Source organism: Porphyrobacter sp. SLTP, from assembly GCF_009905735.1.
Taxonomy (GTDB): domain Bacteria; phylum Pseudomonadota; class Alphaproteobacteria; order Sphingomonadales; family Sphingomonadaceae; genus Erythrobacter.
Window position 1 is genome coordinate 24,389 of sequence record NZ_JAAALE010000006.1, and the last position, 22,364, is coordinate 46,752.

Genomic DNA, 22,364 nt, shown 5'->3' on the forward strand with positions numbered 1-22,364 from the left:
GGGGTTTTTGCCGCGCCCGCGTATACTACGTCGAAGGAGCTTCTTGATGGACCTCGACACAAATCTCGCCCGACTGGCTAGGCTTCCCGTTCCGGATCTTTCCGCCCTTGACGGCGGAAGGCTGGCGGCCCGCGCGCAGAACGAGGTGCGGCAGACGCGGGCGATGCTCGGATTGGGGCTTGTGATGTCGCTTGGGATAGGGGTCGTCGGCGGGCTCCAAGTGCCGGCACGCGCCGAGGTGCCCCTGGCTGCCTTCGGTCCGCCTTCTTCGCTTACGCCCTTGATTGCACTGGGTCAGGAATGAACCTCCGTCGTATCGCCTTGGCGGCAGGCCTGATCATTGCGCTCGCGCTGGTCGGGGTGTGGCTTGGGCGCATGCTTCAACCCGCACCGCACCATGGTGGGGCTGAACTCCATGCCTTGATTCATGGTGAGCTCGACCTTGATCCGGCCCAGGAACAAGAACTGACCGCACTGGAGCGCCAGTTTGCTGCGCGGCGCGAGGCGCTGGAAGACCGGCTCAGGCGAAGCAATGCACTCCTCGGCGACGCCATCGCCGCCGAACATGAATATGGTCCCCGCGTTTCTGCGGCGGTGGACGATACGCATGATGCTATGGGGGATCTCCAGAAGGCGACGCTCGAGCATGTTTTCGCGATGCGGGCCATTCTTCGTCCCGATCAACAGGCGCGGTTCGATGCGGTGGTTAGCAAGAGCCTCGCTACACAGCCGCAGTGACCTCAGACAATCTGGATGTGGCGCTTATACGCGACGCGCGGGCTGGCCTGTCGGGCGCGCAACGTGCTCTCGTCGAGCGCTACCGTGAGACCGTGTACCGGCTTGCGCGCTCCGCGACGGGTGATCCTGAGGAAGCCTTCGATATCGCGCAGGAAACGTTCGTCGCGGCATTTGCTGCGCTGAACCGTTATGATCCCGAGCGACCTTTCAAGGCATGGATCAGCGCCATCACGCTCAACAAATGCCGGGACTGGGCTCGTCGCCGCGCGGTCAGGCGGTTTATCGGTCTGCCGATGCCCGAGCACACGGCGGACTGGATTGCTGATGATGCGCCTTCGGCGGAAACACTTGCTGCAGACCGCGCCGAGCTTGCCGCCACCGCCCGTGCGATCGCCGAGCTTCCAGCCATGCTGAAAGAGGTGTTGATTCTGTGCACGGTTGAGGGCCTGAGCCAGCAGGAGGCAGCAATGACGCTGGGCATCAGTGTCAAGGCGGTCGAGACGCGGCTTTCTCGCGCGCGTCAAAAATTGGTGGGCATTGTGAGGGGTAGCACGGACGCGCGCGTATAGAAGCGTATGAACAGTCCGAACCTTACACGACGTCACCTCATCGCCGCCCTTGGTGCGGGATCAGCCTTCGCTGCCATGCCGGCCTGGGCGCAGGGTCACAGCGTCCACCGCAGCGGCAGCCATGGGCGCGGCGGCCCGCGTATTCCTGCAGGCTTTGGCGAGCTATCAGGCGATGTCATCGACCTGACCGTTGGCAGCGGCCACCGCATTGTCGAAGGGCGGCGCGGCCCGGGCATTGCCGTCAATGGCAGTGTCCCCGGCCCGCTGATCCGGCTGCGCGAAGGGCAGAATGTCCGCCTGAATGTCACCAATAACCTGGAGACCGACACATCGGTCCACTGGCACGGCTTCCTTGTGCCGTTCCACATGGATGGGGTGCCCGGCATCAGCTTTCCCGGTATCAAACCGGGCCAGACCTTCACCTACGAGTTCCCCATCCGCCAGTCGGGCACCTATTGGTATCACAGCCATTCGGGTCTGCAGGAGCAATCCGGCCATTACGGCCCAATGATCATTGATCCGGCAGGGGCCGAGCCGGTGCAGTTTGATCGCGATTACATCCTGCTGCTGAGTGACTTCACCGTGCTCGACCCGCATTTCATCATGAGTCGGTTGCGCACAGGCGAAGGCTATTTCAACCGGCAGCTGAGCACTTGGACCGACCGATATCCGATGTCGGGCGAAGAACGGCGGATGTGGGCCGAAATGCGGATGATGCCGACCGATATCATGGATATTGGCGCGCCGACCTACACCTTCCTCGCCAACGGGCGCGGCCCGTCCGAGGGGATGGAATATCTGTTCCGCGCCGGAGAACGCGTGCGGCTGCGCATCATCAACGGATCGGCGCAGAGCTTCTTCAATGTTCGCATTCCGGGCCTGCCAATGACGGTCATCGCTGCCGATGGCCAGAACGTGCGACCGGTCGAGGTTGATGAGTTCCAGATCGGCACTGCCGAGATCTACGATGTGATCATTACGCCGGGCAGCGACGAAGCCTATGCCATCGTGGCTGAGTCCATGGATCGTTCCGGCATGGCGCTGGCGATGCTGGCCAGTCGCCCCGGCGCGCGCGCTACGGTTCCGGCCTTGCGCGATCCGCCGCTGCTGACGATGGGCGATATGGGCATGAACCATGGTGCCGGTGGGATGGACCACGGCATGATGGATCACGGCGTGCATGCTGGCAGCGCTGCCGACGCTGCGGGAGCGGCGGATCATGCCGCCATGGGGCATGGTACAACCGCAGCGCCGGGTGACGACGCGATGGACGGGATGGCGATGGGCGGAATGAGCATGGACGGCATGATGATGCGAGACACCACGCTGCTGCCGCCTGACGTTGCGATTGGTCCGGGGATCGACATGGTGTCGATGGCACCGACGGACAAAATGGGCGATCCCGGCCTCGGCCTGCGCGATATGCCGCACCGCGTGCTCAACTATCGGATGCTCACCGCGCTTGAGCCCAATCGGGACCCGCGCGAGCCATCGCGATTGCTCGAACTCCACCTCACCGGCAATATGGAACGCTACATGTGGTCGTTCGATGGACGGATGTATTCTGCCGTCAGCGATGTGCCGATCCGCTTTGCCTGGAACGAGCGGGTGCGGGTGAAGCTCATCAACAACACCATGATGGCGCACCCCATCCATCTGCACGGCATGTTCTTCGAGCTGGTTAACGGGGAAAGCGCTGCACATCAGCCGCGCAAGAACGTTGTGATCGTGCAGCCCGGCGCCAGCGCGCAATTTGATCTCACCGCCAACGAGCCGGGCGACTGGGCGTTCCACTGCCACCTGATGTATCACATGCATGGCGGGATGATGCAGACCGTGACCGTGGTCGGTCCGGGCGACGGAGCATGAGCGTGCGGTCTATCCTGTCAGCGGCCCTCCTCGGGAGCGCGTTGATCTCTGTCCCGGCCTTCGCGCAGCATCAAGGGCATGTGATGCCCGCGCCAGCGCCAGAGCCGACACCTGCTCCGGCTCCCGGCGATCCCCATGCCGGGCAAGGCATGCCGGCGGCGCCAACCGCGCCTGATCCTGCCGATCAGCACGCGGGGCACGTCATGCCTGAGCAGTCTGCGACTCCTGAGCCAATCGACCCTCACGCAGGACATGACATGACGGGTGAGGCGGCTGCACCTGCCGATCCGATGGCTGGCATGGACCACAGCACCATGGATCATGGCATGATGGACGACGCAGCGTCGGCATCTCCTGGACCTGACATGGAAACCCCGCCGCCACCTGAGGCCGGAAGCGGTCCACCGCGCGCTGCCGATGCCATTTGGGGTGCCGACGCGATGCGGGCCTCGCGCGAGGATCTGCAACGTACCCATGGCGATTTCCCGGTCTTCTGGTTTCAGGGAGATCGTTTCGAGACGCAGGTGCGCGACGGCCGCGAGGGCTATCTGTGGGATCTTCAGGGCTATTATGGTGGCCCGACGAGCCGGCTGTGGTTCAAGAGCGAAGGTGAAGGCACGTTCGGCGAACCGATTGAACAAGCCGAGGTTCAGGCGCTCTACGCGCGGGCCATTGCGCCCTTCTGGGATCTGCAGGCGGGCGTGCGGCAAGACCTCGGCGGACCCGACACCACACATGCAGTGATCGGCGTGCAAGGGCTTTCGCCCTATATGTTCGAAGTCGACGCCGCATTGTTTCTGTCACAGCGCGGCGATCTCACGGCGCGGATAGAGGGTGAGGTCGACCAGCGGATCACGCAGCGTCTGATCTTGCAACCGCGCACCGAGGTGAACCTGTCGGCGCAGGACATTCCGCGCCTCGGCATCGGGTCAGGCATCGACTCGGTCGAGGTCGGCGTGCGGCTGCGCTACGAATTCATTCGCGAGTTTGCCCCCTATATCGGCATCGAACAAAGCTGGCGCCTCGGCGGCAGCGCCGATTACGCCCGCGCACGCGGCGAGGATCCCAGCGTTACCAACTATCTCGTCGGCATCCGTTTCTGGTTTTGAAGCAAAGGAATACCTCATGAAATTCGCACCTCTCCTCGCCGCAATTGCCATGATCGCTGCGCCGCTTGCGGCCCCGTCGGCGGCGCTCGCACATACGCGCGTCGTGGCTTCGACTCCTGCTGAGGGCGCAACCGTTGCGCGCCCGCGGGCGGTGACCCTCACATTCAGCGAAGCTCTGTTGCCGCCGACCGCCGCCGCCAGCATCGTTATGACCGCGATGCCCGGGATGGCGAACCACGGCGAGATGGTGATCCGCAATTTCACGACGGCCTGGAGCAATGGCAACAAGACCATGACGCTCGCTCTGCGGCAGCCGCTGCGCGCCGGAACCTATGAGGTGCGCTGGCAGGCCGCCGGAGCTGATGGGCATCGCATGAACGGCACCGTCAACTTCATCGTTAGCTGATCACAGCGTGGGGGGTCTGGCCGAACAGGGGTTGCGCCTTGCGCATTATGGTGCGCTGCTTGGCCTGTTCGGTTGGACGGCGTTTCGATTGCTGAAGCTGCGCCACCCGGAGTGGGTGTCGCAGGGTGAGGACAGGGCTGCTCTGACCCTCGTCTCCATTTGTGCGCCGCTGTTGTCAATCGCGCTGATGCTGGTGTCTATTGCAGCGATGATGGGCGCGCCGATTGCTTCGCTCGACTGGCCAATGATCGAAGCGATGATCATTGGCACCGAGATGGGCATGGCGTTTTTGATACGCTTGGCCCTGCTGATTATCGGCCTTTGCGCACTGCTGGCAAGCCGAGCAGGTAGGCCAACTTCGTTGATCGCGGCCTTGTGCTTCGCTGGCGCATTGCTGACGCTCAGCTGGAGCGGCCATGCCGCTGCAACCGAAGGTGGATTAGGCCTGTTCCACCGCTTGAACAATGGCGTCCATCTGTTGGCGACCAGCCTGTGGCTGGGCGCAATATGTTGGTTCCTGATGCTTACGGTCAAAGCCCATCGGCAGCGCGAGCTCATCCCTGCCTTGCGGCTGCTTCGCGTGATGCACGCGTTCGCGCCGCTAGGCGTCGGCCTGGTCGCTGCAGCTGCACTGACGGGCGTGATCAACGCGCAGTTGATCTTTGGACTGGAGAACAGCGTGGCGGTTTTGAGCACGCCTTATGGCATCTTGCTGATCGTTAAAGTCACGTTGGTTGGCATGATGCTGGCGTTCGGCGCGCATAACGCCTCGATCGGACGCCGGGAGGTTCTCGACCAACGCCGCGAGAGTGCGGAGCCCTTAAACGCATTGTCGCGCCTTCGCAGAAGCCTTGCAGGCGAGCTGCTCCTGGCCGGCGGTGTAATCGGTCTGGTTGCCGTGCTGGGCATGATGTCGCCAATGATGATGTAAATGCAAAGGAGACACAGGGAGAAACAAGGTCATGCTCAAAGGTGAAGGGGGTCAATCGGCAGGGCGACGAGTGGCGCGTAACGCTGCTATCGCGGCGATCGGGCTAAGTCTGACGGCTGCGCATCCCGGGGCGCACGATGCGCCGCGAATGCCAGTCTGGGAAGCGCCGAGCGCCGCTATCGACGCGGCAACACCGGTCGGTACTGTCATGGCCTTCCACGCTGCACTTGCCAGCGGCGTTACGGACGCAGCGCTGATGCACCTTTCTGAAGACGTCGTTATTTTCGAATCTGGCGGCGTTGAAAACAGCCGCGCCGAATATGCCAGCCATCATCTGGAAGCCGATGCTGCCTTCAGCGCCGCAGTGCCGCGAACCCTGGTCCGCCGCACGCATGGTATGCAAGGCGATATGGCCTGGGTCATGAGTGTCGAAACGGTGACCGGAACGTACCGCACGCGTGCGATCAACAGCCGGTCGGTCGAGACGATGATGCTCCGGCAAGTGAATGGGCAATGGCGTATCGTACACATTCACTGGTCGTCGGCCGATATATCCTGAACTGACCTTCGTTTCACATCGGGCAGGAAATCTGAGGTCTCGAGCGAGATGACCCATAGTGGATTAATGGGTGCGGAGAGCACGAATACGCGCTTGTAGCGGCAGCGATCTTGCCCGCTGGTTATTGAAGACATTGGAAAAATTTGGGTGATCCTGATTATTGGTGATAATGCGGCCGGGGAGAAGATGATAAAGGTCGCGTAGCCTATGATCGAAGTGCGTCAGCTCAGGTTTGCTGTTGCGACAGCCGATGCCCAGAATTTCTCACGCGCCGCCGAAGCAATGCGGATCAAGCAATCGACCTTGAGCAGACGGATCGCCGCCTTGGAAGCCCGCCTCGGGATCAAGCTCTTCGAACGCAGCACACGCGGCGCAATACCAACTGAGCAGGGCAAGGCGTTCCTGAGCGTTGCCCGGCGCATTCTCACCGACATTGACAATCTTCAGACGACAGCCCGCGCCGTCAGCTATGGCGAGGAGGGCAGAATCGCGGTCGGGTTTTCGGCGTCGCTGATGGCCGGCAACATGCGCGCGACCATTGGCGAGTATATGCGGCGTCACCCCGACATTCAGTTTGACGGGATCGAAGCCGATCCCGAGCGGATGCTCAGCGATCTGAAAGCCCGGATCATCGACGTCGCGCTGATGCCGTCGGATGCGCACGACGCCGGCATCTCGCGGCGCTCGGCATGGTCGGAGCGATTGCTTGTCGCCTTGCCAAAAGACCATCAACTGGCCACATCAGACCGGGTTCACTGGAGTGATTTTCGCCGACAGGTCTTCGTGCTGCCCAGTCAGGGCGTGGGACCCGCGATGGCGCGCACGCTGAAGCGCCGATTATCGGATCAGGGCTATCGTGCGAACCTGATCATGCAGGACACAAGCCTCGAGAGTGTCCTGAGCACGGTCCCGTTCGGCCGGTACATCACGCTGGCCACTGAAGCCTCGATCGGGGTGCAATGGCCGGAACTGACGTTCCTCGAAATCATCGATCAAGGCGGTGCTGCGCGCCTCGATTATGCTTTCTATTGGCGCGAGGATAACGATAACCCAGCGCTGAAGCGTTTCTTCGAACTGATCAGCGAACGCTACCCAGCCTGACCCGAGCGCCGTAATTTGGCGAAGGACCGGTCGGTCGCAATGAACCGCTCGATCATCGGCGGGATCAGTCGCTCGGGTGTGGGAGCATTTTTGGTATCGCCGCCGTTGATCGCCAAGCCATAGGCAAGCAGGTCGCGGTGAAGTCGGGAGGAGAGCTCGACGGTTACCTTGACCGGCTTTTCGTCGGCCAGATCGGCCAATTTCAATCGGGTCATGACCCTCCTCCCAATACCAGATCACGGGTAACCAGCACACGCACGGGAAAACCCGGACGGATGGTCAATGTTGGCCGCACATCGAGCTCGCGGCTGACCACCTGTTCGCCCGCGCGGCCGATACTGTCCTGCGAGCCGCGACGCAGCGCGCGGGTGAGATTGTCGTCATTGCCAGCGCCAAGCTCGCCGCCAACACCCAGCAGGGTCGAAACCAGCGCCGCGCGCAGAACGCCGCCCCAATGGAAGTCCACGCCGTCCTGCAGTCCGGCAAAGCCGGATGGGTCGCCGCCGGGTTGGCGTTCGAGCACGATCGACCGGCCATCGGGCAGAATCAGGCGGTTCCATGCGAGTTGGACCCGGCGCTGGCCGAAGGACACGTCGGCATTATAGTCGCCGATCAGCCGTGACCCTTGGGGGATGAGTAGGATGCGGCCGGTGACGCTGTCATAGACAGGTTCGGTCACCTGCGCAGTGACCTGACCTGGAAGATCGGAGCGGATGCCGGTGATGAGGGCAGCAGGAATGATGCTGCCCGCCTGCAAGACATGGGTGCCCGCAGGTGGCTCGATCCGGCTGGCTGATACCGTCCGGCGCTCGGCGGGGCGGTCGGCAAAGGCGGGACGCTGAGCCGCTGCTGCAAGCTGCGGCACCGGCGGCCCACCGCCGGCATCGGCAACTTCCGATCCGTCACCGACAGCAGCTGCCCCCGCACCGCCACCAAAGAACAGGCGGCTTTCGCGAGCGGCGCTGCGTTCCTGCACAAGCCGCTGGCGTTCGGTCTCGGCTGCCGTTTGCGCAGGCGTTGGCGCAGCGCCATTGGGCGGCGCAGCGCCTATTGGCGGAAGCTCGGCCACATCGCCGCGCTGTTGTGCCGCCAGGATCGGCGCGCCGAGATCGCCGGGCAGGGGCGGGCCCAGCTTGGGAACATCACCATAGTCGCGAGGGGCATCGGCCAATGCATCGGGGCGCGCTGCGCCTTCGGTGTTGAGCAGCTCCTCGCGCTCGGCCTGGCTCGCTGGCTGCAGGGCATAGATAAGCGCACCGCCGACAAGGGCAAAGCCGCAGGCCGAAGCAATACCGATGGCCTTGCGCGACAGCCGCATGACGCGCGGCGGATCGCCGCGCAGTTTGACCGCCTCTTCTGGCGTTTGAGCAGCTTCGTCGCTCATGACGGCGTCCTCCGGCGTTCCTTGCGGATCTCGACGCGCTGCTGCGAACGGCGGTCGCCCAGGCGCAGTTCGGCGCGCTCGAGCAGCCGGTCGACGATCATGAAGCGGCCTGACACGCGGTAGTTGAGGAGCTCGGCCTGATTGCCTTCGCCAAGCCCGAACAAAGGCGGCATCTGACCTTGCGCAACGCTTTCGGGGAATTCGATAAAGGTCTGCCGCCCGTCATCGAACACGCGCACCGGTCGCCACGCAGGCCGGTCGCCCGACAGGCGGTAGGCAAAATTGAGCGCCTCGATCGGGATATTGGCGGCAATTGGTGCTGCGCGCGTCTCGGCTTCCTGCGCCTGTTGCAAGGCGATCAACTCGTCTTGCGGATAGGTCCAGGAGACCGACGCCATGTAGACCGACGGATTGGCGCGCAGCTCGATATGATAGGTGCGCCGGTCGGTGTTGATGACGAGGTTGGTGGTGATGTCGGAGCGGACCGGCTTTACCAGAATGTGGACGCGGGCACTGGCCCCGCGCCCGCTTACGGTGTCGCCGATCAGCCAGCGCACGGTATCGCCGGCAGCGACAGGTCCGGCGCCAACCAGCTGCTCGCCTTCCTGCAGCGCAATGTCGGTCACCTGTCCCGGCGCGGCATAGACCTGATAGAGCGCGCCGGGCGCCCAGGCATAGTTCTGGATCGCGTTGATGAACTGCTCGCCCTCGGGCTGCACGCGCGCGGCGGCGTTTGCCGCTCCCACCCGATCCCGGGGCAAGGAAGGGTGGGAGCGGCGCGCGGCGTGGGAGGGGGTCCGCCGCGGTTCGGATTGCGTCTGCATTGTTGCGGTGGTCCCTGCATCGACGACCGCTGACGCCGGCTCTGAGGCGACCACTTGAGCTGAAGCCGGACAGGCCGTTGTTCCAAGCAGGACGGGCAGGAGGGTCACCGCAAGGCGACCGTGAATGGGCGAGATCATGAGCCAAGTTCCTTTGACCAGTTGATGGCATTGACGAAAATGCCGAGCGGGTTCTTGCGCAGGGCATCGGGGGTGCGCGGGGTCTGGACGGTGATCGTCAGGATGGCGGTCCAGCGACTGGTCTCGGCGAGGCTCCCATCGCGGTAGCGACGTTCGACCCAGGCAACGCGGAAGCTGGTCGGCGACGCGCGGATGACGCTGGTGACATCGATCCCGACCTGCTCGCGGCCTACGGCCGCGAAGGGATCATTGGTCCGCGCATAATCGTTGAGCACCAATGCGCCGCGGTCGGTGACAAAGTCATAGGCGCGCAGCCAGTTCTGGCGGACGATGATCGGATCGTCGGGAATGCTGCGCACCTGCTCGATAAACCGCGCCAGGTGGAATGCGATCTGCGGGTCGCTCGGATCAAAGTCGCTGACCGCAGGGGCGACGGCCTGGGCTTCGCCAAGCTTGTCGACCTGCACCACCCAGGGAATGATCGAGCCCTGCGAACCCTGCCAGACGATCCCCGCGGTGAGGCAGGCGGACAGGCCAAGCGCGCCGAAAAAGGCATAGCGCCAGCTTCGCGCCTGTATCCGCGCCGAGCCGATGCGCTCGTCCCAGACCTGGGCTGCGCGCTGGTAGGGCGTTTCCGGCTCGGGGGTCTTGCCGTAGCGGATCGAAGGTCGTCGGAACATGTGTGTCAGTCCTTTTCTGAGGTGTCGACCGAGGCGCCGCCGCCATGGCTGTCGCCCGATTTGAGCGTGTGCGCGGCGATGCTCGCGCCGTGGGAAATCGTCTGCCGGTCCTTCATCGCCTTGGCCCAGGCTGGCTGGTCGGCACCGGAATCTGACGGCGCAGGCGGCGATGGCGGGGGCGTGTTAGGTCCGGGTGTGATGCTGCCGCCCGTCTTGGTGATGGCGTCGCGGCTGCCCTCGCGGAAGGATTGCTTCACGCCGTCACCAGCCTTCCTTAGCGGCGATGTCACGGCGCTGGCGGCATATTCGCCGACGGCACGCGCGCCGCCTGCCACTGCTGCGCCGCCTGACTTGCCGGCAGAGCCGAGGGCGTAGGCCATGGTTGCGCCGCCTGCCGCGCGCGATGTGCCCTGCGCGACATTGGAGGCCGCACTGGCGACCGCGCCGCCCGCCAGTTTGGCACCGGCGACAGCGCCTGCGGCAGCGCCGCCAGCGAGCAGCGCGGTGCCGGCTGCGGCGCCGGCGCCAAGCTGCGGTCCGCCCGAAACAATGCCATTGGCGATCCCAGGACCGAAGATGCCAAGGCCGAGCAGCGCCAGGCTCGCCAGCACGATCGACAGTGCGTCTTCAATCGTGGGTTCGCCCGCAATCGCGGTTGTGAACTCGGAAAAGATGGTCGAGCCGATACCGACGATCACCGCGAGCACCAGCACCTTGATGCCCGATGAGACGACATGGCCGAGCACGCGCTCGGCCATGAAGGCGGTCTTGCCAAACAGCCCGAACGGGATCAGCACGAAGCCGCAAAGCGTTGCCAGCTTGAATTCGATGAGGGTGATGAACAGCTGGATCGACAGGATGAAGAAGGCGATGATGACGATCGCCCAGGCGACCAGCAGGATCACGATCTGCAGGAAATTCTCGAAGAAGCTGACAAAGCCGAGGAGCTCGGAGATCGACTCCAGTAAGGGATAGGCGGCGTCAAGCCCCACTTGCGCGACCCGGCCCGGCTGCAGCAGTTCGGCAGCCGTAAACCCGGTGCCACTGGCCTTGAGGCCCAGCCCGGCGAAACTTTCGAACACGATGCGCGCGAGGCTGTTCCAGTTGCCGATGATATAGGCAAAGATCCCGACAAAGAGCGTCTTCTTGACCAGGCGGGCAAGAATGTCGTCCTGCTCGCCCCAAGACCAGAACAGCGCTGCCAGCGTGACATCGATGACGATCAGCGTGGTTGCGATGAAGGCGACTTCGCCGCCCAGCAGACCAAAGCCGCTGTCAATGTAGCGCGAAAAGATGTCGAGGAAGCGGTCGACGACGCCGGTGCCACCCATGTCAGCGATCCCTCGCCATATCGAAGGTGGGATCCCCGCTGTTGTCAGTCACAGGGGGCACGACCGCCGCATCAGCCTCGGCCTGCCCCAGAAACCGCCGGCGTTCCGCTGCCCATGCTGCGGTGCAGATATCGACCGATGCCGCCTCAAGGCCGAGCGCTGCGCAATAGGCGAGGGTGGCCTTTGCATTGTCTCCGGATACATCCGCCGCAGCTATCGCAGCGCTAGGCGGCGGCGCAGGCTCTTCGCGCAATTCGAGCACGGCCATGGTGATGGCAATGGCGACGAACGCGCCGGCCCCAATCCGCGCAAAGAGCTTGCTGTCCATCGCTTCAGTTCCCGAACAGCTGGGCATTGGCCGGGACATAGGGACGGCGATCGCCGAGGAATCGCCGCAGCTGTTCGCGTGCCTGCGCCTTGGCGGCCGCTTGTGCAGCGGCGTCGAGCGATTGTGCCCGCGCCAGCGAGGCGACCGTGGCGGTCAGGTCCGCGAGTTGCTGCGCCTGCACCGCCAGCAGCTGATTGCCAGCCTGGGCGGCCTGAAGCGCGCCGGTTGCCGACTGGCTTGAGCCAACGAGGCTGTCGATAGCGCCGCGCGTGCCGTCGATATTGCCGACCACGCCGGCCTGAACCCGCAGGGCATCCTCGAACGCGCCGACACTATTCTGCCACCGGGCCTCGGCACCCTGGACCAGCAAGCGCTGCGGCCCGGTCATCGCGCCCGCGCGATAATTGTTCTGGAACTCGCGCTCGATCTGCCGAACATCATAGGCAACGCGCTGTGCCTGTCTGAGCAAGGCCTGCGTCTGCCGAATCTGCGCCTGCAGCGGCTCGAGCACGGTCAGGGGCAGCGATTGCAGGTTGCGCGCTTCGTTGACGAGCGAGGTGGCCTGATTCTGGAGCTGCCGGATCTGGTTGTTGATCTGCTCGAGCGTGCGGGCGGCGGTCAGGATGTTCTGCGCATAGTTGCGCGGGTCGAACACCACGCCGCCGATCTGTGCGCTGGCAGCCGCCGGCAGCATGGCGCTGACGCTGAGCGACAGGACTGCGGCACTGGCAGCAAGCATCGAGACGAATTTACGGGCTTTCATGGGCACGACTCCTGGGTTTGGTCCGACCGGGGACCGGGTTGGGGAAGGGGACTGGGAGCGGGCAGCAGCTCGGCTGCCCAGGCAAGACCGCGATGGCGCAGCCAGCGCGCCGCAAAGTCAGCGCTGCCGTGCGCGCCCGTGATCGCATCGATGGCGAGCTGGTCAGTCTTTGATGATGTGGCGGTGAAGGCGAGCGCGACTTCGCCGAGGCCAAGTTCGAACAATCGGTTACCGCGCGCCGACTGACAGTAATAATCGCGTTTGGGCGTAGCCCGCGCGATGATCTCGATCTGCCGGTCATTGAGGCCGAAGCGGCGATAGATCGCCAATATCTGCGGTTCGACCGCGCGTTCGTTGGGGAGGAAGATGCGGGTGGGGCAGCTTTCGATGATCGCAGGCGCAATCGCGCTGGTCTCGATGTCGGCGAGGCTTTGCGTTGCGAAAACCACGCTCGCATTCTTCTTGCGCAGCGTCTTGAGCCATTCGCGCAGTTGTGCGGCAAAGGCCGGGCTGTCGAGGACAAGCCAGCCCTCGTCGATGATGATCATGGTTGGCGAGCCATCGAGCCGGCCTTCGATGCGGTGGAACAGATAGGACAGCACGGCAGGGGCTGCGGCCGAGCCGGTCAGTCCTTCGGTCTCGAAGGCCTGAAAGCTGGCCTCGCCCAGATGTTCGCTCTCGGCATCAAGCAGCCGCCCGAACGGCCCACCGATGCAATAGGGCGCGAGCGCCTGCTTCAAGGCCTGCGACTGGAGCAGGACGGCCAGCCCGGTGAGCGTGCGCTCGGCCATGGGCGCGGTGGCAAGCGAGGTCAGCGCCGACCAGAGATGCTCCTTGGTGGCGGGATCGATGGTCATGCCTTCGGCAGTGAGGATCGCCTGGAGCCATTCGGCCGCCCAATTGCGTTCCGCCGGTTCGTCGATCCGGGCCAGTGGTTGCAACAATACCGCGCCAGCGCTGTCCTCGGCCAGGCCAGAGCCGGTCAACGAATTGCCGAGGTCCTGCCAGTCCCCGCCGCAGGCCAGCGCCGCTGCCCGGATTGATCCGCCGAAGTCGAAGGCAAAGACCTGGGCTTGGGTATACCGCTGAAACTGCAGCGCCATCAGCGCCAGCAGCACCGACTTGCCCGCCCCCGTTGGCCCGACGATCAGCGTATGGCCGACATCGCCGACATGGAGAGAGAACCGGAACGGGGTCGAACCTTCGGTCCGCGCATAGAATAAGGGGGCGGCTTTGAAGTGATCGTCCCGTTCCGGCCCGGCCCACACGGCAGACAGGGGGATCATATGGGCAAGGTTCAATGTGGAGATCGGGGGTGTCCGGACATTGGCGTAGACATGGCCGGGAAGCGATCCGAGCCAGGCTTCGACCGCGTTCATGCCTTCGACGATCACGGTAAAGTCGCGGCCCTGGATGACCTTCTCGACCAGACGCAGCTTCTCCGCTGCCAGCGCCGCGTCTTCGTCCCAGACAGTCACCGTCGCGGTGACATAGGCCTGGCCGACAAAATCCGATCCGAGCTCCTGCAGCGCGGCATCGGCATCGGCGGCCTTGTTCGAGGCGTCGCTGTCGAGCAGCGTCGAAGCCTCGTTGGTCATCACCTCCTTGAGGATGCTTGCGACCGATTTGCGCTTGGCGAACCACTGCCGCCGGATTTTGGCGGTCAGCTTGGTGGCATCGGTCTTGTCGAGCATCACGGCGCGGGTCGACCAGCGATAGGCAAAGGCGAGCCGGTTGAGTTCGTCGAGCAGGCCCGGGAAGGTGCTGCTGGGAAAGCCGACCACGGTCAACGTGCGCAGGTGCGCGCGACCAAGGCGCGGTTCAAGCCCGCCGGTCAGCGGCTCATCGACCAGCAACGCATCAAGATGCATCGGGGTTTCGGGAACGCGCACGCGGTGACTGCGGGTCGAAACGCAGCTGTGCAGATAGGTCAGCGTCTCGCCGTCATCGAGCCACGCGACCTCGGGCACAAAGCCATCGATCAGACGCAAGAGGCGCTCGGTGCGGTCGACGAAGAGGTCGAGCAGCTCCTTGGGATTGATGCCCTTTTCGGCCTTCCCCTCGTAGAGCCAGCTTTCGGCGCGCGCCGCGTCTTCGGCGGGCGGCATCCACAACAGGGTCAGGAAATAGCGGCTCTCGAAATGTGCGCCTTCCTCGGCAAATTGCGCGGCGCGCTCGCGCTCGACCAGCGCCGAGGCCGGATCGGGAAAATCGCTATCGGGATAGTCCTGTGCCGGGCGGCGCACCGCCTCAACGAATATGGCCCAACCTGAACCCAGTCGCCGCAGCGCGCTGTTGAGCCGCGCGGTCGTCGCTATCAGCTCTGCAGGCGTCGCGCTGTCAAGATCGGGACCGCGGAAACGGGCCGAGCGCTGGAAGCTGCCGTCCTTGTTGAGCACCACGCCGGGGGCAACCAGCGCGGCCCAGGGCAGGAAGTCGGCAAGCCGGTCGGCCTTGTTCCGGTATTCGCGAAGCGAAAGCATGGGCTCAGACCCTCAGAAACGTGGGAAAGCGCAGATGCCGCCGCGCGACATCGACGAATTGCGGATCGCGCCGAGCGGCCCAGACCGAGACCATGTGGCCGAGCGCGAAGATTACGACACCGGCGATCCACAGGCGCAGGCCAAGCCCGATCGCGGCCGCCAGCGTCGCATTGGCGATCGCCAACCCGCGCGGGGCGCCGCCAAGCAGGATATGCTCGGTCAGCGCGCGGTGAACCGGTACGACAAAGCCGGGCACGGCTTCAGGTGATGCAGTCTCCATCACACCAAAGCCCCGCCGCCGAACGAGAAGAACGACAGGAAGAAGGAGGAGGCCGCAAAGGCGATCGACAGGCCGAACACGATCTGGATCATCCGGCGTGCACCGCCCGAGGTGTCGCCGAACGCCAGCGCCAGACCGGTGGCGATGATGATCATGACCGCCACGATCTTGGCGACGGGGCCCTGGATGGACTCGAGGATCGACTGGAGCGGCGCTTCCCAAGGCATCGACGAGCCCGCCGCATGAGCAGGCCCCGCGATGGCAAGAGCAACAAAGCCACCGAGCATGGCAGCGGAGAGGCGGGCGCGGGCGCGCGATAGGGTACGGATCACGATGAAACTCCTGTGGCTGGGGGTGTGATGGGGAGGATCTGATAGTCGCCGTGGGCATCGAGGCCGGTGACCTCAGCGAGTTCGGCAAGCCGCCGCCCGGTCCCGTCGCGGACCAGGACGGCGATCACATCAATGGTCTCGGCAATCAGCGCGCGCGGCACGGTGACGACGCTTTCCTGAATGAGCTGCTCCATGCGCCGCAGGACCCCAAGCGCGGATCCTGCGTGGATCGTGCCGACGCCGCCGGGATGCCCAGTGCCCCAAGCCTTGAGCAGGTCGAGCGCTTCGGCACCTCGCACCTCGCCGATCGGGATGCGGTCGGGGCGCAAGCGCAGGGCCGAGCGGACCAGGTCGGAGAGCGTGGCAACGCCGTCCTTGGTGCGCAGCGACACGAGATTGGGCGCGGCGCATTGCAGCTCGCGCGTATCCTCGATCAGGACCACGCGGTCGACACTCTTGGCGACTTCAGCCAGGAGCGCGTTGGTGAGGGTGGTCTTGCCGGTCGACGTGCCGCCAGCGACCAGGATGTTCTTCCGGGCCGCAACGGCGCGAACCAGCGCGTCGGCCTGCCATGGAGACATGATCTGCGCCGCGACATAATCAGCAAGCGTAAACACCGCGACGGCCGGCTTGCGGATCGCGAAGATCGGCGCTGCCACCACCGGTGGCAGCAGACCTTCGAAGCGCTCACCCGTATCGGGAAGCTCGGCCGACACCCGCGGCGCCCTGGCATGAACCTCGGCTCCGACATGATGCGCCACCAGCCGGATGATCCGCTCGCCATCGGCAACGCACATCCCGCTCCCCGTATCGGCGATCCCGGCTCCGAGCCGGTCGATCCACAGCCGCCCGTCAGGATTGAGCATGACCTCGATGACCGAGGCATCTTCAAGCCAGGCGGCAATCTCCGGCCCGAGCGCAGTGCGCAGCATACGCGCTCCGCGCGACGATGCTTGCGACGGGATGGGGATGACGCTCATGAACTGCCTCGTGTCGGCGAGGCAACCGATCATCGGCTGCGCTCGTGAGGCAGATCAAAGAGACATTGGAATGCTTATACGCAACAGCTTGTTGCAATCATGGTAGTCTAGCGAAAAGGCAGAAATCGTGGCGCAAATGTATGATGATCCCTACGCCTCGGCCGCGTCCAGCTCATTGATCGCGACTCCCGTGCGAGCAAGGATTTTGCCGACTAGAGCTGCTCTTTCAGGCATGGCAGCCAGCGTGCTCAGATCTATCGACCGGAATGTCTTCCAACGGTTTTAGTCGGCGATGTGTGCCTCCAGCAACGTCTCCTTTAAGGCACCGCTCACATCTAATTCGCTCTATAAATCAGATAATTGACTGACGCTGCTAGTTGCGAAAGCGGCGCTCAAAGAATTGGTTTCGCTAAGCTGGGCCATCGCTTCGGCGGAGTAGGCAATCCGGTTCGATCGGACCAAATCTGGAGGGTTCTGAGACGCGAGACAGGCTGTTCGGCTGCCCGCTGTCGACCGGCCGGTGCCCTAAGGAATAATGCGCTGGCCTGCAAAGAACGCTATAGCTGTTGGTGATGACTTCGAACGACAAGGCGCTCCGTTTCTACGAGACCCGCTACGACCAGATTGCGGCTTGGCTGGTACGTCCCGGTGACAAGGTCATGCTCGGCGATCCGGCGAGGCGGGTCTGCCGTTTCTGTGGCCAGAAGCCGCCGGCGGTGAAGTTCAAGAAGGTCGCCCACGCGATTCCCGAAGCGATCGGTAACAAGAGTATCGCTAGCGCTTATGAGTGCGACACCTGCAACGAGGACTTCGGCTCTGGTATCGAGAACGACCTTGGCAACTGGTCGAAGCCGATGCGGACGATGTCGCGCATTCGCGGCAAGAATGGTGTTCCGACCCTGAAGCAGGGTGGCAACAAGCCGGGCTGGCGAATCGAGCATGGCGACAAGGGCTTCGAAATCAGCTCCTATGAGGGTGACCCGGTCTATGTCCTCGACGAAATAGCCAAGCGTGTCACCTTCACACTCAAGCGTGATCCCTACACGCCGGTCGGCGTCCTCAAGGCGTTTATGAAGATCGGTCTAACCTTGCTGCCCGAGGAAGAGGTCGTCAGCTTTCCGCATCTGATGACTTGGATCAAGGACGCAGACCACGCGCGGGCTTTCGCCGACCGCTTTCCGCTCATTTACACCTTCACGCCCGGCCCCCGCCCCAACGACGTAATCGCGGCGACGCTGCTCAGGCGAAAGCCCGGCTTCACCGACATCCCCTATATGTATCTGGTGTTGGGCTATGGTCAGGAAGCCTTCCAAGTTCAGCTTCCATCCGAGCAGCACGACGCCGCAATGAATGGCAAGCCGATCACGGTTCCTGCGTTCCCGGTCCCCGGCTCACCCGATCCGGAACGTTACGGAAAGCCGCGCACCGGCCTGCTTGAACTGACCGGTCGGCAAGTGGTGCGCGGCGATACCGTCACGATCAGGGTCGGTTACGAACGCAGCCACCACAAGGATTTTCGGCCTTGGCCCCTGCGCATTCGACCCGCGCTTAAAGCGGCCTGGCGCTGCGCGCGATCGGTGCTAATGCGCCGCCGCGGCTGAGCAATTCGCGGCGCGCATCGCGCTTGTGGCGTGGCGGCCGCGAGCGAATTGCGCAGCCAGAGGGTGCACATCTTAATTGAGTCGTATGGGCGACTTTCTGCCCGTCTGCTTCGAAACATGCCATCCGCGGCATCTGTTAGAAGCATTCGTTCCCAGCGACTTATCGAAACGATAGGCGGTCGTCTGCTACCGGAGGATAAGCCCTGCGCACCTGAAGATCGGTCAAGATCGAGGCAAGGATCAGCTTCGCATTGGCCAATCGAGCGGTATCAATGCTTTGCCCGAACTGCGCGTCCAGCGCTCGCGGGTAGCGGCCACATAGCGTACATCGTCTTCAAAATAGGCATGCTCGATCAAAAGTACTTGAAGCCCATGTTGACGCTCAACTTCCTTGAAAAGGAAATCTATGTGGCGACGCATCGCCATGATATCTTCATCCTCCTCGCCGCCAGATATGGCCTTTTCATCTTCATCCGCTGATTGGGCCGGAAAGTAGGGACGGCTTATCTGGTCGAGTACGAGGATACCGGGCACCGGTGCATCCACCTCACCGAAGTAACGTTGTAGTCCGAAAGCGAGTGCAATGTGGATAGCGAGATAATTCTGATCCGACCCCACGTCTGGCATTCGCAGCATCGTGCCTTTACCGTCGCCTTCAATTACTCGGACTTCAGGTTCTTTCGACGAAAAATAGAGCTCCGAACCAACACAGGGTGCTACGGTGGGAAGGAAAGCAAGCGCCTCCGACGCGTACTGTGAAATTTTGCTCTCCGCGCGCTTTAGGCGGATATCTCTGCTCTCACGATCGACCCGTGCCTCCAACTGAATGATCTCATCTCGAAGCACCGCCAGATCAGGGCCCAGCTGTTTCGGTTCTTCTGCGCTGGTCTGCAAAAAGAAGGCAATTTTTCCCTGCAGATGTGCTCGCGCCTGTGCGACGCTGGCAAGACGCCGGGTCTCATCAGTCTGACGAAGCCAACTCGTGATCTTCTCATCCGTCTCTCGCAGATCCCGGTTGAGGCGATTGATTTCGGAGGTCAGAGTGTCGTCAAGCTCGACAAGCTGGGGGCGGACACGCTCTACAGCGATGCTTTCATCTCGAACCTTGGCCAATGTACGTGCAAGCGCTGCAGCGGTCTCGTGTCCGCGCTCGGATGGGGCATCACAGAGCGGACAGAGATGCGCAGCTTCGCCGAGCTTCAAATGTTCTGCAAGATTCAGCTTGTTTCGCTGCCGGGTGACGGCTCCTTGAAAACCCGAGGCATCTGCAAGCGCCAAACGCGCAGCCTGGCGCTTCCGCCTAGCGGCCGTGAGACCGGCCAATATCTCCTTTCTGGTAGCATGGAGGTAACCAATCTCCCCCTCACTTGGGTAACTGGTGGGATCATCTTCGGTCTCGGCGATCGCCTTCAACTGCACAAGCAGTTCGCCTTCGTCCGCATCGCTGTTTGGTTGGTCCGCGAGTGAAAAGCGATGTGCTTCGTTGATTAGTCCGACGGCGCGCTGCTTCAGTGCCGTCTCAGCCGCCCGTCGGCTGCGCTCTCGGCCTTCCTCTACTGCAAGCGCGCGCCGAATCTGACGGAGCTTGCGTTCCGCCATTGCGCTTTCTTCATCCGTCGCCCGCAAGAAATATGGCATGGTTGCGACGATGTCTTTGGCCTTGTCGGGCTGCTCCATGCCATGCAGGAGCACTGTCTCGCTATCGATCACTTCTTTGGTAACGAACAGATAGGGCGTGACGTGGCGAACGCTAGTTCGGCCCTTTGTCTCGCCAGCGTCGTCCGGCAAATGGCTCAAGTCGCCAATGCCGAAAGCTCTCTGAATGAAGCTCTTTGCCGCATCGAGCGTGGTGGCGCCGTCGAAGTCGTCGAGGCTGGTCGGGAGGAGTAGGTTCTTTCCTGCCGTCGCGAACATTCGTGTGCTGGTCGCTTGGCCATCGGGTGGGATAAGCCGACCGACGATCATTTCCTCCTCGCCTGTCACCCATTTCACGCCCACCGCAATCGCGTGCCGCCGAATATGGACCGGTAATTCGCATTTGCTTGAGCCAAGACAGTAGTCGATCGCCTTGATCAGTGCTGATTTTCCGGTCCCTGATGCGCCGGTAATGATGTTGACCGCGCCAGGGATGAATGAGATCTCCTGCCGACGCCCCGACATTCCGAGGAAAAACACATTGGCGATGTTCCAGCGGGTCATACGGTAAGTCCTAAGATCCCGAAGATATTGCGGGTCGATCCAGCCATTGCAAACCAAGTCCCCAGTCTTCCGGCCCGGCGGATCACACCGGCCGAGATGGTGTCGAGCTTGGTGATCGCCGTTCCCCTCACCTTCGTCGAACCGAGCCTAATGCGCCCATCTGGTCCAAGAACAAGCAATTGTGCGAAACAGCCATAGCGGACGGCCGGTGTGACAATCTCGAGGCTAGCATTGACGCGCTCGGCCAGGGCGACCGACATTTGTGGGGTCCGTTCTAGCCACTGCAGCAGGCCAGTTTTCTTGTTGGTTCCCTCGAAAGAGCCAGCAAGGTCATCGGAGAGCGCAATTGGCAAGGCAAGATAGGCGAGTGGCAGATCCGCGCCGGTCTCGTCGACCTCGGTAAAGGCCTTCAGAAACTCTGCCAGAGCATATGTGCAGAATGCCGGATTGGTTTCGGCGTAGAGGTCATGTGCGAGGATCATTCACCGTCCTCGAGAAGGTTCTTGAAGTCAGGATGCCAGCCCACTTCGAGATCGATAGCCAGCACCTGATAGCTGCCTCGCACATAATAGGCGGCGCCGAAGCCCTCTTGGATCGGCCTGACGGCCATTGGCGCATCATTGTGGGTCCAGCGAAGAAGATCGAGACCCGACTTGCATTTCCCATCCTCCTCGAAGTCCCCGCATTCCTCTACCATTTGGGCGTGCCTGTCGGACCAATGCTCGGTGAGGACCGCATCATAATCATGGATCTTGCTTGCCAGCGCTGGGTTCTCAGTTGCCCAACGGGCGCGCTGTGCGCGGGCGCGCCATTCTTCTCGAATGGCCTTATCAATGTCAGCATTGCCGCCTTTTACCAGCGCGATCTGGCGCGTGAGCATGCCATTGGGCTGATAGTCGAGCGGCTTCTGCAGGGTTTCGAAGTCAGCCGACAATCTGCCTTGATCTAGCTCGCCCACAATTTCGCTAATTTGCGCCTGTACTTCGGGTCGGGCGATGACCCTCTCACGCTTGTTGCAGAGGCTGTAGACGATCTGCCGGTCCCACCATTCGATCAGTTTTCTGGCGACCAGCGCACGTTGCCCAGCAGGTAGCAAAGTCAAGCGGCCTTCGATCTTCCCCTCGATTTCGCCTACGGTGGGGCTATCAACCCTAAGTGTTATCCGACGTATCAGATTTAGCTGCATCATTGGCGGCAGTGACAAGAATGCCTTACATCCGTCCTTTCTGTCGGAGTAAGGAAGCGGAGATTTCCCGTCTGCTTTGGCTTTAGCCCGCTCGTCCAGTACGCGCTGCGCTTCCTCGACCATGGCGTTCGCCAAAGCTTCCCGGTTGTCGTCCGCATCGGCAAGTGCCTTAAGCGGATCGTTCTTCACAATTCCGCCTACCGTCACGAGGTGAAGGCTGGTTTCCGCTAGGCTCAAGTTGGGGAGAGCATCTATCCACACCTTGATCGTGCGCCAGAGCGATCGAGATTTGATTCCAACAGGGGAAGGTTTGGCTGCAATTGAATGTTTCAGTTGATAGAGCAGGTCACGACCATCAGCCTTGATTGCGATGTCATCGAGCTGCTCAATTCCGACTGCAGCGTCATCTGAGACCTGCTCCAGAAGGATCAGCAGTGCGTAGAGGGACTGATACCAAAACCCTAGGGCGGAACCCTCGGCGGCATGACTTGTCCCGTTTTTTTCCTTCATTCTGACAACTTAGCCGTTATCATGCCTGTTCGGCAATGGCAGACCGACCGCGTTAGCGCAACA

General features: G+C 62.6%; 24 protein-coding genes. 10 read left to right on the plus strand and 14 right to left on the minus strand.

Annotated features, from left to right (window positions below; all coding sequences use genetic code 11):
- Nucleotides 1–46 precede the first annotated feature (46 nt).
- The 9 genes from GVM20_RS06530 to GVM20_RS06570 all read left to right on the plus strand — a co-directional run bounded on the left by GVM20_RS06530 (nucleotide 47) and on the right by GVM20_RS06570 (nucleotide 7,282).
- Nucleotides 47–304, plus strand: a complete 258-nt coding sequence (locus GVM20_RS06530; RefSeq protein ID WP_166546491.1) for a hypothetical protein — start codon at nucleotides 47–49, stop codon at nucleotides 302–304.
- 17 nt (nucleotides 305–321) lie between these two features.
- Nucleotides 322–738: a periplasmic heavy metal sensor gene (locus GVM20_RS06535; protein ID WP_353653119.1), complete on the plus strand. Its 417-nt coding sequence runs from the start codon at nucleotides 322–324 to the stop codon at nucleotides 736–738.
- The gene (locus tag GVM20_RS06540; RefSeq protein WP_166546493.1) at nucleotides 735–1,307 is read left to right on the plus strand and encodes an RNA polymerase sigma factor; all 573 of its coding nucleotides are present in this window, start codon (nucleotides 735–737) and stop codon (nucleotides 1,305–1,307) included. Before GVM20_RS06535 ends, GVM20_RS06540 begins: the two co-directional genes overlap by 4 nt.
- 6 nt (nucleotides 1,308–1,313) lie before the next feature.
- A complete protein-coding gene (locus tag GVM20_RS06545) occupies nucleotides 1,314–3,176 on the plus strand; it encodes a copper resistance system multicopper oxidase (RefSeq protein ID WP_166546494.1) in 1,863 nt (620 codons plus the stop codon).
- Entirely contained in the window at nucleotides 3,173–4,285 is a 1,113-nt protein-coding gene (locus GVM20_RS06550; protein ID WP_166546495.1) for a copper resistance protein B, read from the plus strand. The genes GVM20_RS06545 and GVM20_RS06550 overlap by 4 nt, the downstream gene beginning before the upstream one ends.
- Before the next feature lie 16 nt (nucleotides 4,286–4,301).
- Nucleotides 4,302–4,691: a copper homeostasis periplasmic binding protein CopC gene (copC, locus tag GVM20_RS06555; RefSeq protein WP_166546496.1), complete on the plus strand. Its 390-nt coding sequence runs from the start codon at nucleotides 4,302–4,304 to the stop codon at nucleotides 4,689–4,691.
- 7 nt (nucleotides 4,692–4,698) lie between these two features.
- The gene (locus tag GVM20_RS06560) at nucleotides 4,699–5,622 is read left to right on the plus strand and encodes a CopD family protein (RefSeq protein WP_166546497.1); all 924 of its coding nucleotides are present in this window, start codon (nucleotides 4,699–4,701) and stop codon (nucleotides 5,620–5,622) included.
- A 31-nt stretch (nucleotides 5,623–5,653) separates the two neighbouring features.
- On the plus strand, nucleotides 5,654–6,181 hold the full coding sequence (locus GVM20_RS06565; RefSeq protein WP_199799496.1) for a YybH family protein: 528 nt from the start codon (nucleotides 5,654–5,656) through the stop codon (nucleotides 6,179–6,181).
- Between the two features lie 207 nt (nucleotides 6,182–6,388).
- Nucleotides 6,389–7,282, plus strand: a complete 894-nt coding sequence (locus tag GVM20_RS06570) for a LysR family transcriptional regulator (protein ID WP_166546498.1) — start codon at nucleotides 6,389–6,391, stop codon at nucleotides 7,280–7,282.
- Here GVM20_RS06570 and GVM20_RS06575 read toward each other — a convergent pair.
- Genes GVM20_RS06575 through trbB form a run of 11 tightly spaced genes read right to left on the minus strand, consistent with a single transcriptional unit; the run spans nucleotide 7,270 to nucleotide 16,805 of the window.
- Complete coding sequence (locus GVM20_RS06575) at nucleotides 7,270–7,497, minus strand: DUF2274 domain-containing protein (RefSeq protein WP_166546499.1); 228 nt, start codon at nucleotides 7,495–7,497, stop codon at nucleotides 7,270–7,272. The genes GVM20_RS06570 and GVM20_RS06575 overlap by 13 nt on opposite strands.
- Nucleotides 7,494–8,666, minus strand: coding sequence for a TraB/TrbI/VirB10 family type IV secretion system protein (locus GVM20_RS06580; protein ID WP_166546500.1), 1,173 nt, complete (start codon nucleotides 8,664–8,666; stop codon nucleotides 7,494–7,496). Before GVM20_RS06580 ends, GVM20_RS06575 begins: the two co-directional genes overlap by 4 nt.
- Nucleotides 8,663–9,628, minus strand: a complete 966-nt coding sequence (gene trbG, locus GVM20_RS06585) for a P-type conjugative transfer protein TrbG (protein ID WP_166546501.1) — start codon at nucleotides 9,626–9,628, stop codon at nucleotides 8,663–8,665. Before trbG ends, GVM20_RS06580 begins: the two co-directional genes overlap by 4 nt.
- Entirely contained in the window at nucleotides 9,625–10,308 is a 684-nt protein-coding gene (gene trbF / locus GVM20_RS06590; protein WP_137776157.1) for a conjugal transfer protein TrbF, read from the minus strand. Before trbF ends, trbG begins: the two co-directional genes overlap by 4 nt.
- Before the next feature lie 5 nt (nucleotides 10,309–10,313).
- Nucleotides 10,314–11,639, minus strand: a complete 1,326-nt coding sequence (gene trbL / locus GVM20_RS06595; RefSeq protein ID WP_166546502.1) for a P-type conjugative transfer protein TrbL — start codon at nucleotides 11,637–11,639, stop codon at nucleotides 10,314–10,316.
- 1 nt (nucleotide 11,640) lies between these two features.
- Entirely contained in the window at nucleotides 11,641–11,967 is a 327-nt protein-coding gene (gene trbK-alt, locus GVM20_RS06600; RefSeq protein ID WP_166546503.1) for a putative entry exclusion protein TrbK-alt, read from the minus strand.
- 4 nt (nucleotides 11,968–11,971) lie between these two features.
- Nucleotides 11,972–12,730 carry a P-type conjugative transfer protein TrbJ gene (gene trbJ, locus GVM20_RS06605; protein WP_166546504.1) on the minus strand — a complete coding sequence of 253 codons (759 nt, stop codon included), beginning with the start codon at nucleotides 12,728–12,730 and terminating at the stop codon, nucleotides 11,972–11,974.
- Nucleotides 12,727–15,213, minus strand: a complete 2,487-nt coding sequence (trbE, locus tag GVM20_RS06610) for a conjugal transfer protein TrbE (RefSeq protein WP_166546505.1) — start codon at nucleotides 15,211–15,213, stop codon at nucleotides 12,727–12,729. Before trbE ends, trbJ begins: the two co-directional genes overlap by 4 nt.
- A gap of 4 nt (nucleotides 15,214–15,217) precedes the next feature.
- On the minus strand, nucleotides 15,218–15,493 hold the full coding sequence (locus GVM20_RS06615; protein ID WP_166546506.1) for a VirB3 family type IV secretion system protein: 276 nt from the start codon (nucleotides 15,491–15,493) through the stop codon (nucleotides 15,218–15,220).
- Nucleotides 15,493–15,822, minus strand: a complete 330-nt coding sequence (locus tag GVM20_RS06620) for a TrbC/VirB2 family type IV secretion system protein (protein ID WP_502706188.1) — start codon at nucleotides 15,820–15,822, stop codon at nucleotides 15,493–15,495. The genes GVM20_RS06615 and GVM20_RS06620 overlap by 1 nt, the downstream gene beginning before the upstream one ends.
- A complete protein-coding gene (gene trbB, locus GVM20_RS06625; protein WP_166546508.1) occupies nucleotides 15,822–16,805 on the minus strand; it encodes a P-type conjugative transfer ATPase TrbB in 984 nt (327 codons plus the stop codon). The genes GVM20_RS06620 and trbB overlap by 1 nt, the downstream gene beginning before the upstream one ends.
- Nucleotides 16,806–17,464: 659 nt before the next feature.
- Between trbB and GVM20_RS06630 the strand changes: the two genes are divergently transcribed.
- Entirely contained in the window at nucleotides 17,465–18,406 is a 942-nt protein-coding gene (locus GVM20_RS06630) for an HNH endonuclease (RefSeq protein ID WP_199799497.1), read from the plus strand.
- A gap of 240 nt (nucleotides 18,407–18,646) precedes the next feature.
- Here the strand turns inward: GVM20_RS06630 and GVM20_RS06635 are convergent, their stop codons facing one another.
- The 3 genes from GVM20_RS06635 to GVM20_RS06645 are packed head-to-tail and all read right to left on the minus strand — an operon-like array spanning nucleotide 18,647 to nucleotide 22,301.
- The gene (locus tag GVM20_RS06635) at nucleotides 18,647–20,605 is read right to left on the minus strand and encodes a DUF3732 domain-containing protein (RefSeq protein WP_166546510.1); all 1,959 of its coding nucleotides are present in this window, start codon (nucleotides 20,603–20,605) and stop codon (nucleotides 18,647–18,649) included.
- Nucleotides 20,602–21,087: a three component ABC system middle component gene (locus GVM20_RS06640; RefSeq protein WP_166546511.1), complete on the minus strand. Its 486-nt coding sequence runs from the start codon at nucleotides 21,085–21,087 to the stop codon at nucleotides 20,602–20,604. The genes GVM20_RS06635 and GVM20_RS06640 overlap by 4 nt, the downstream gene beginning before the upstream one ends.
- Nucleotides 21,084–22,301, minus strand: coding sequence for an ABC-three component system protein (locus GVM20_RS06645; RefSeq protein WP_166546512.1), 1,218 nt, complete (start codon nucleotides 22,299–22,301; stop codon nucleotides 21,084–21,086). The genes GVM20_RS06640 and GVM20_RS06645 overlap by 4 nt, the downstream gene beginning before the upstream one ends.
- Nucleotides 22,302–22,364 lie beyond the last annotated feature (63 nt).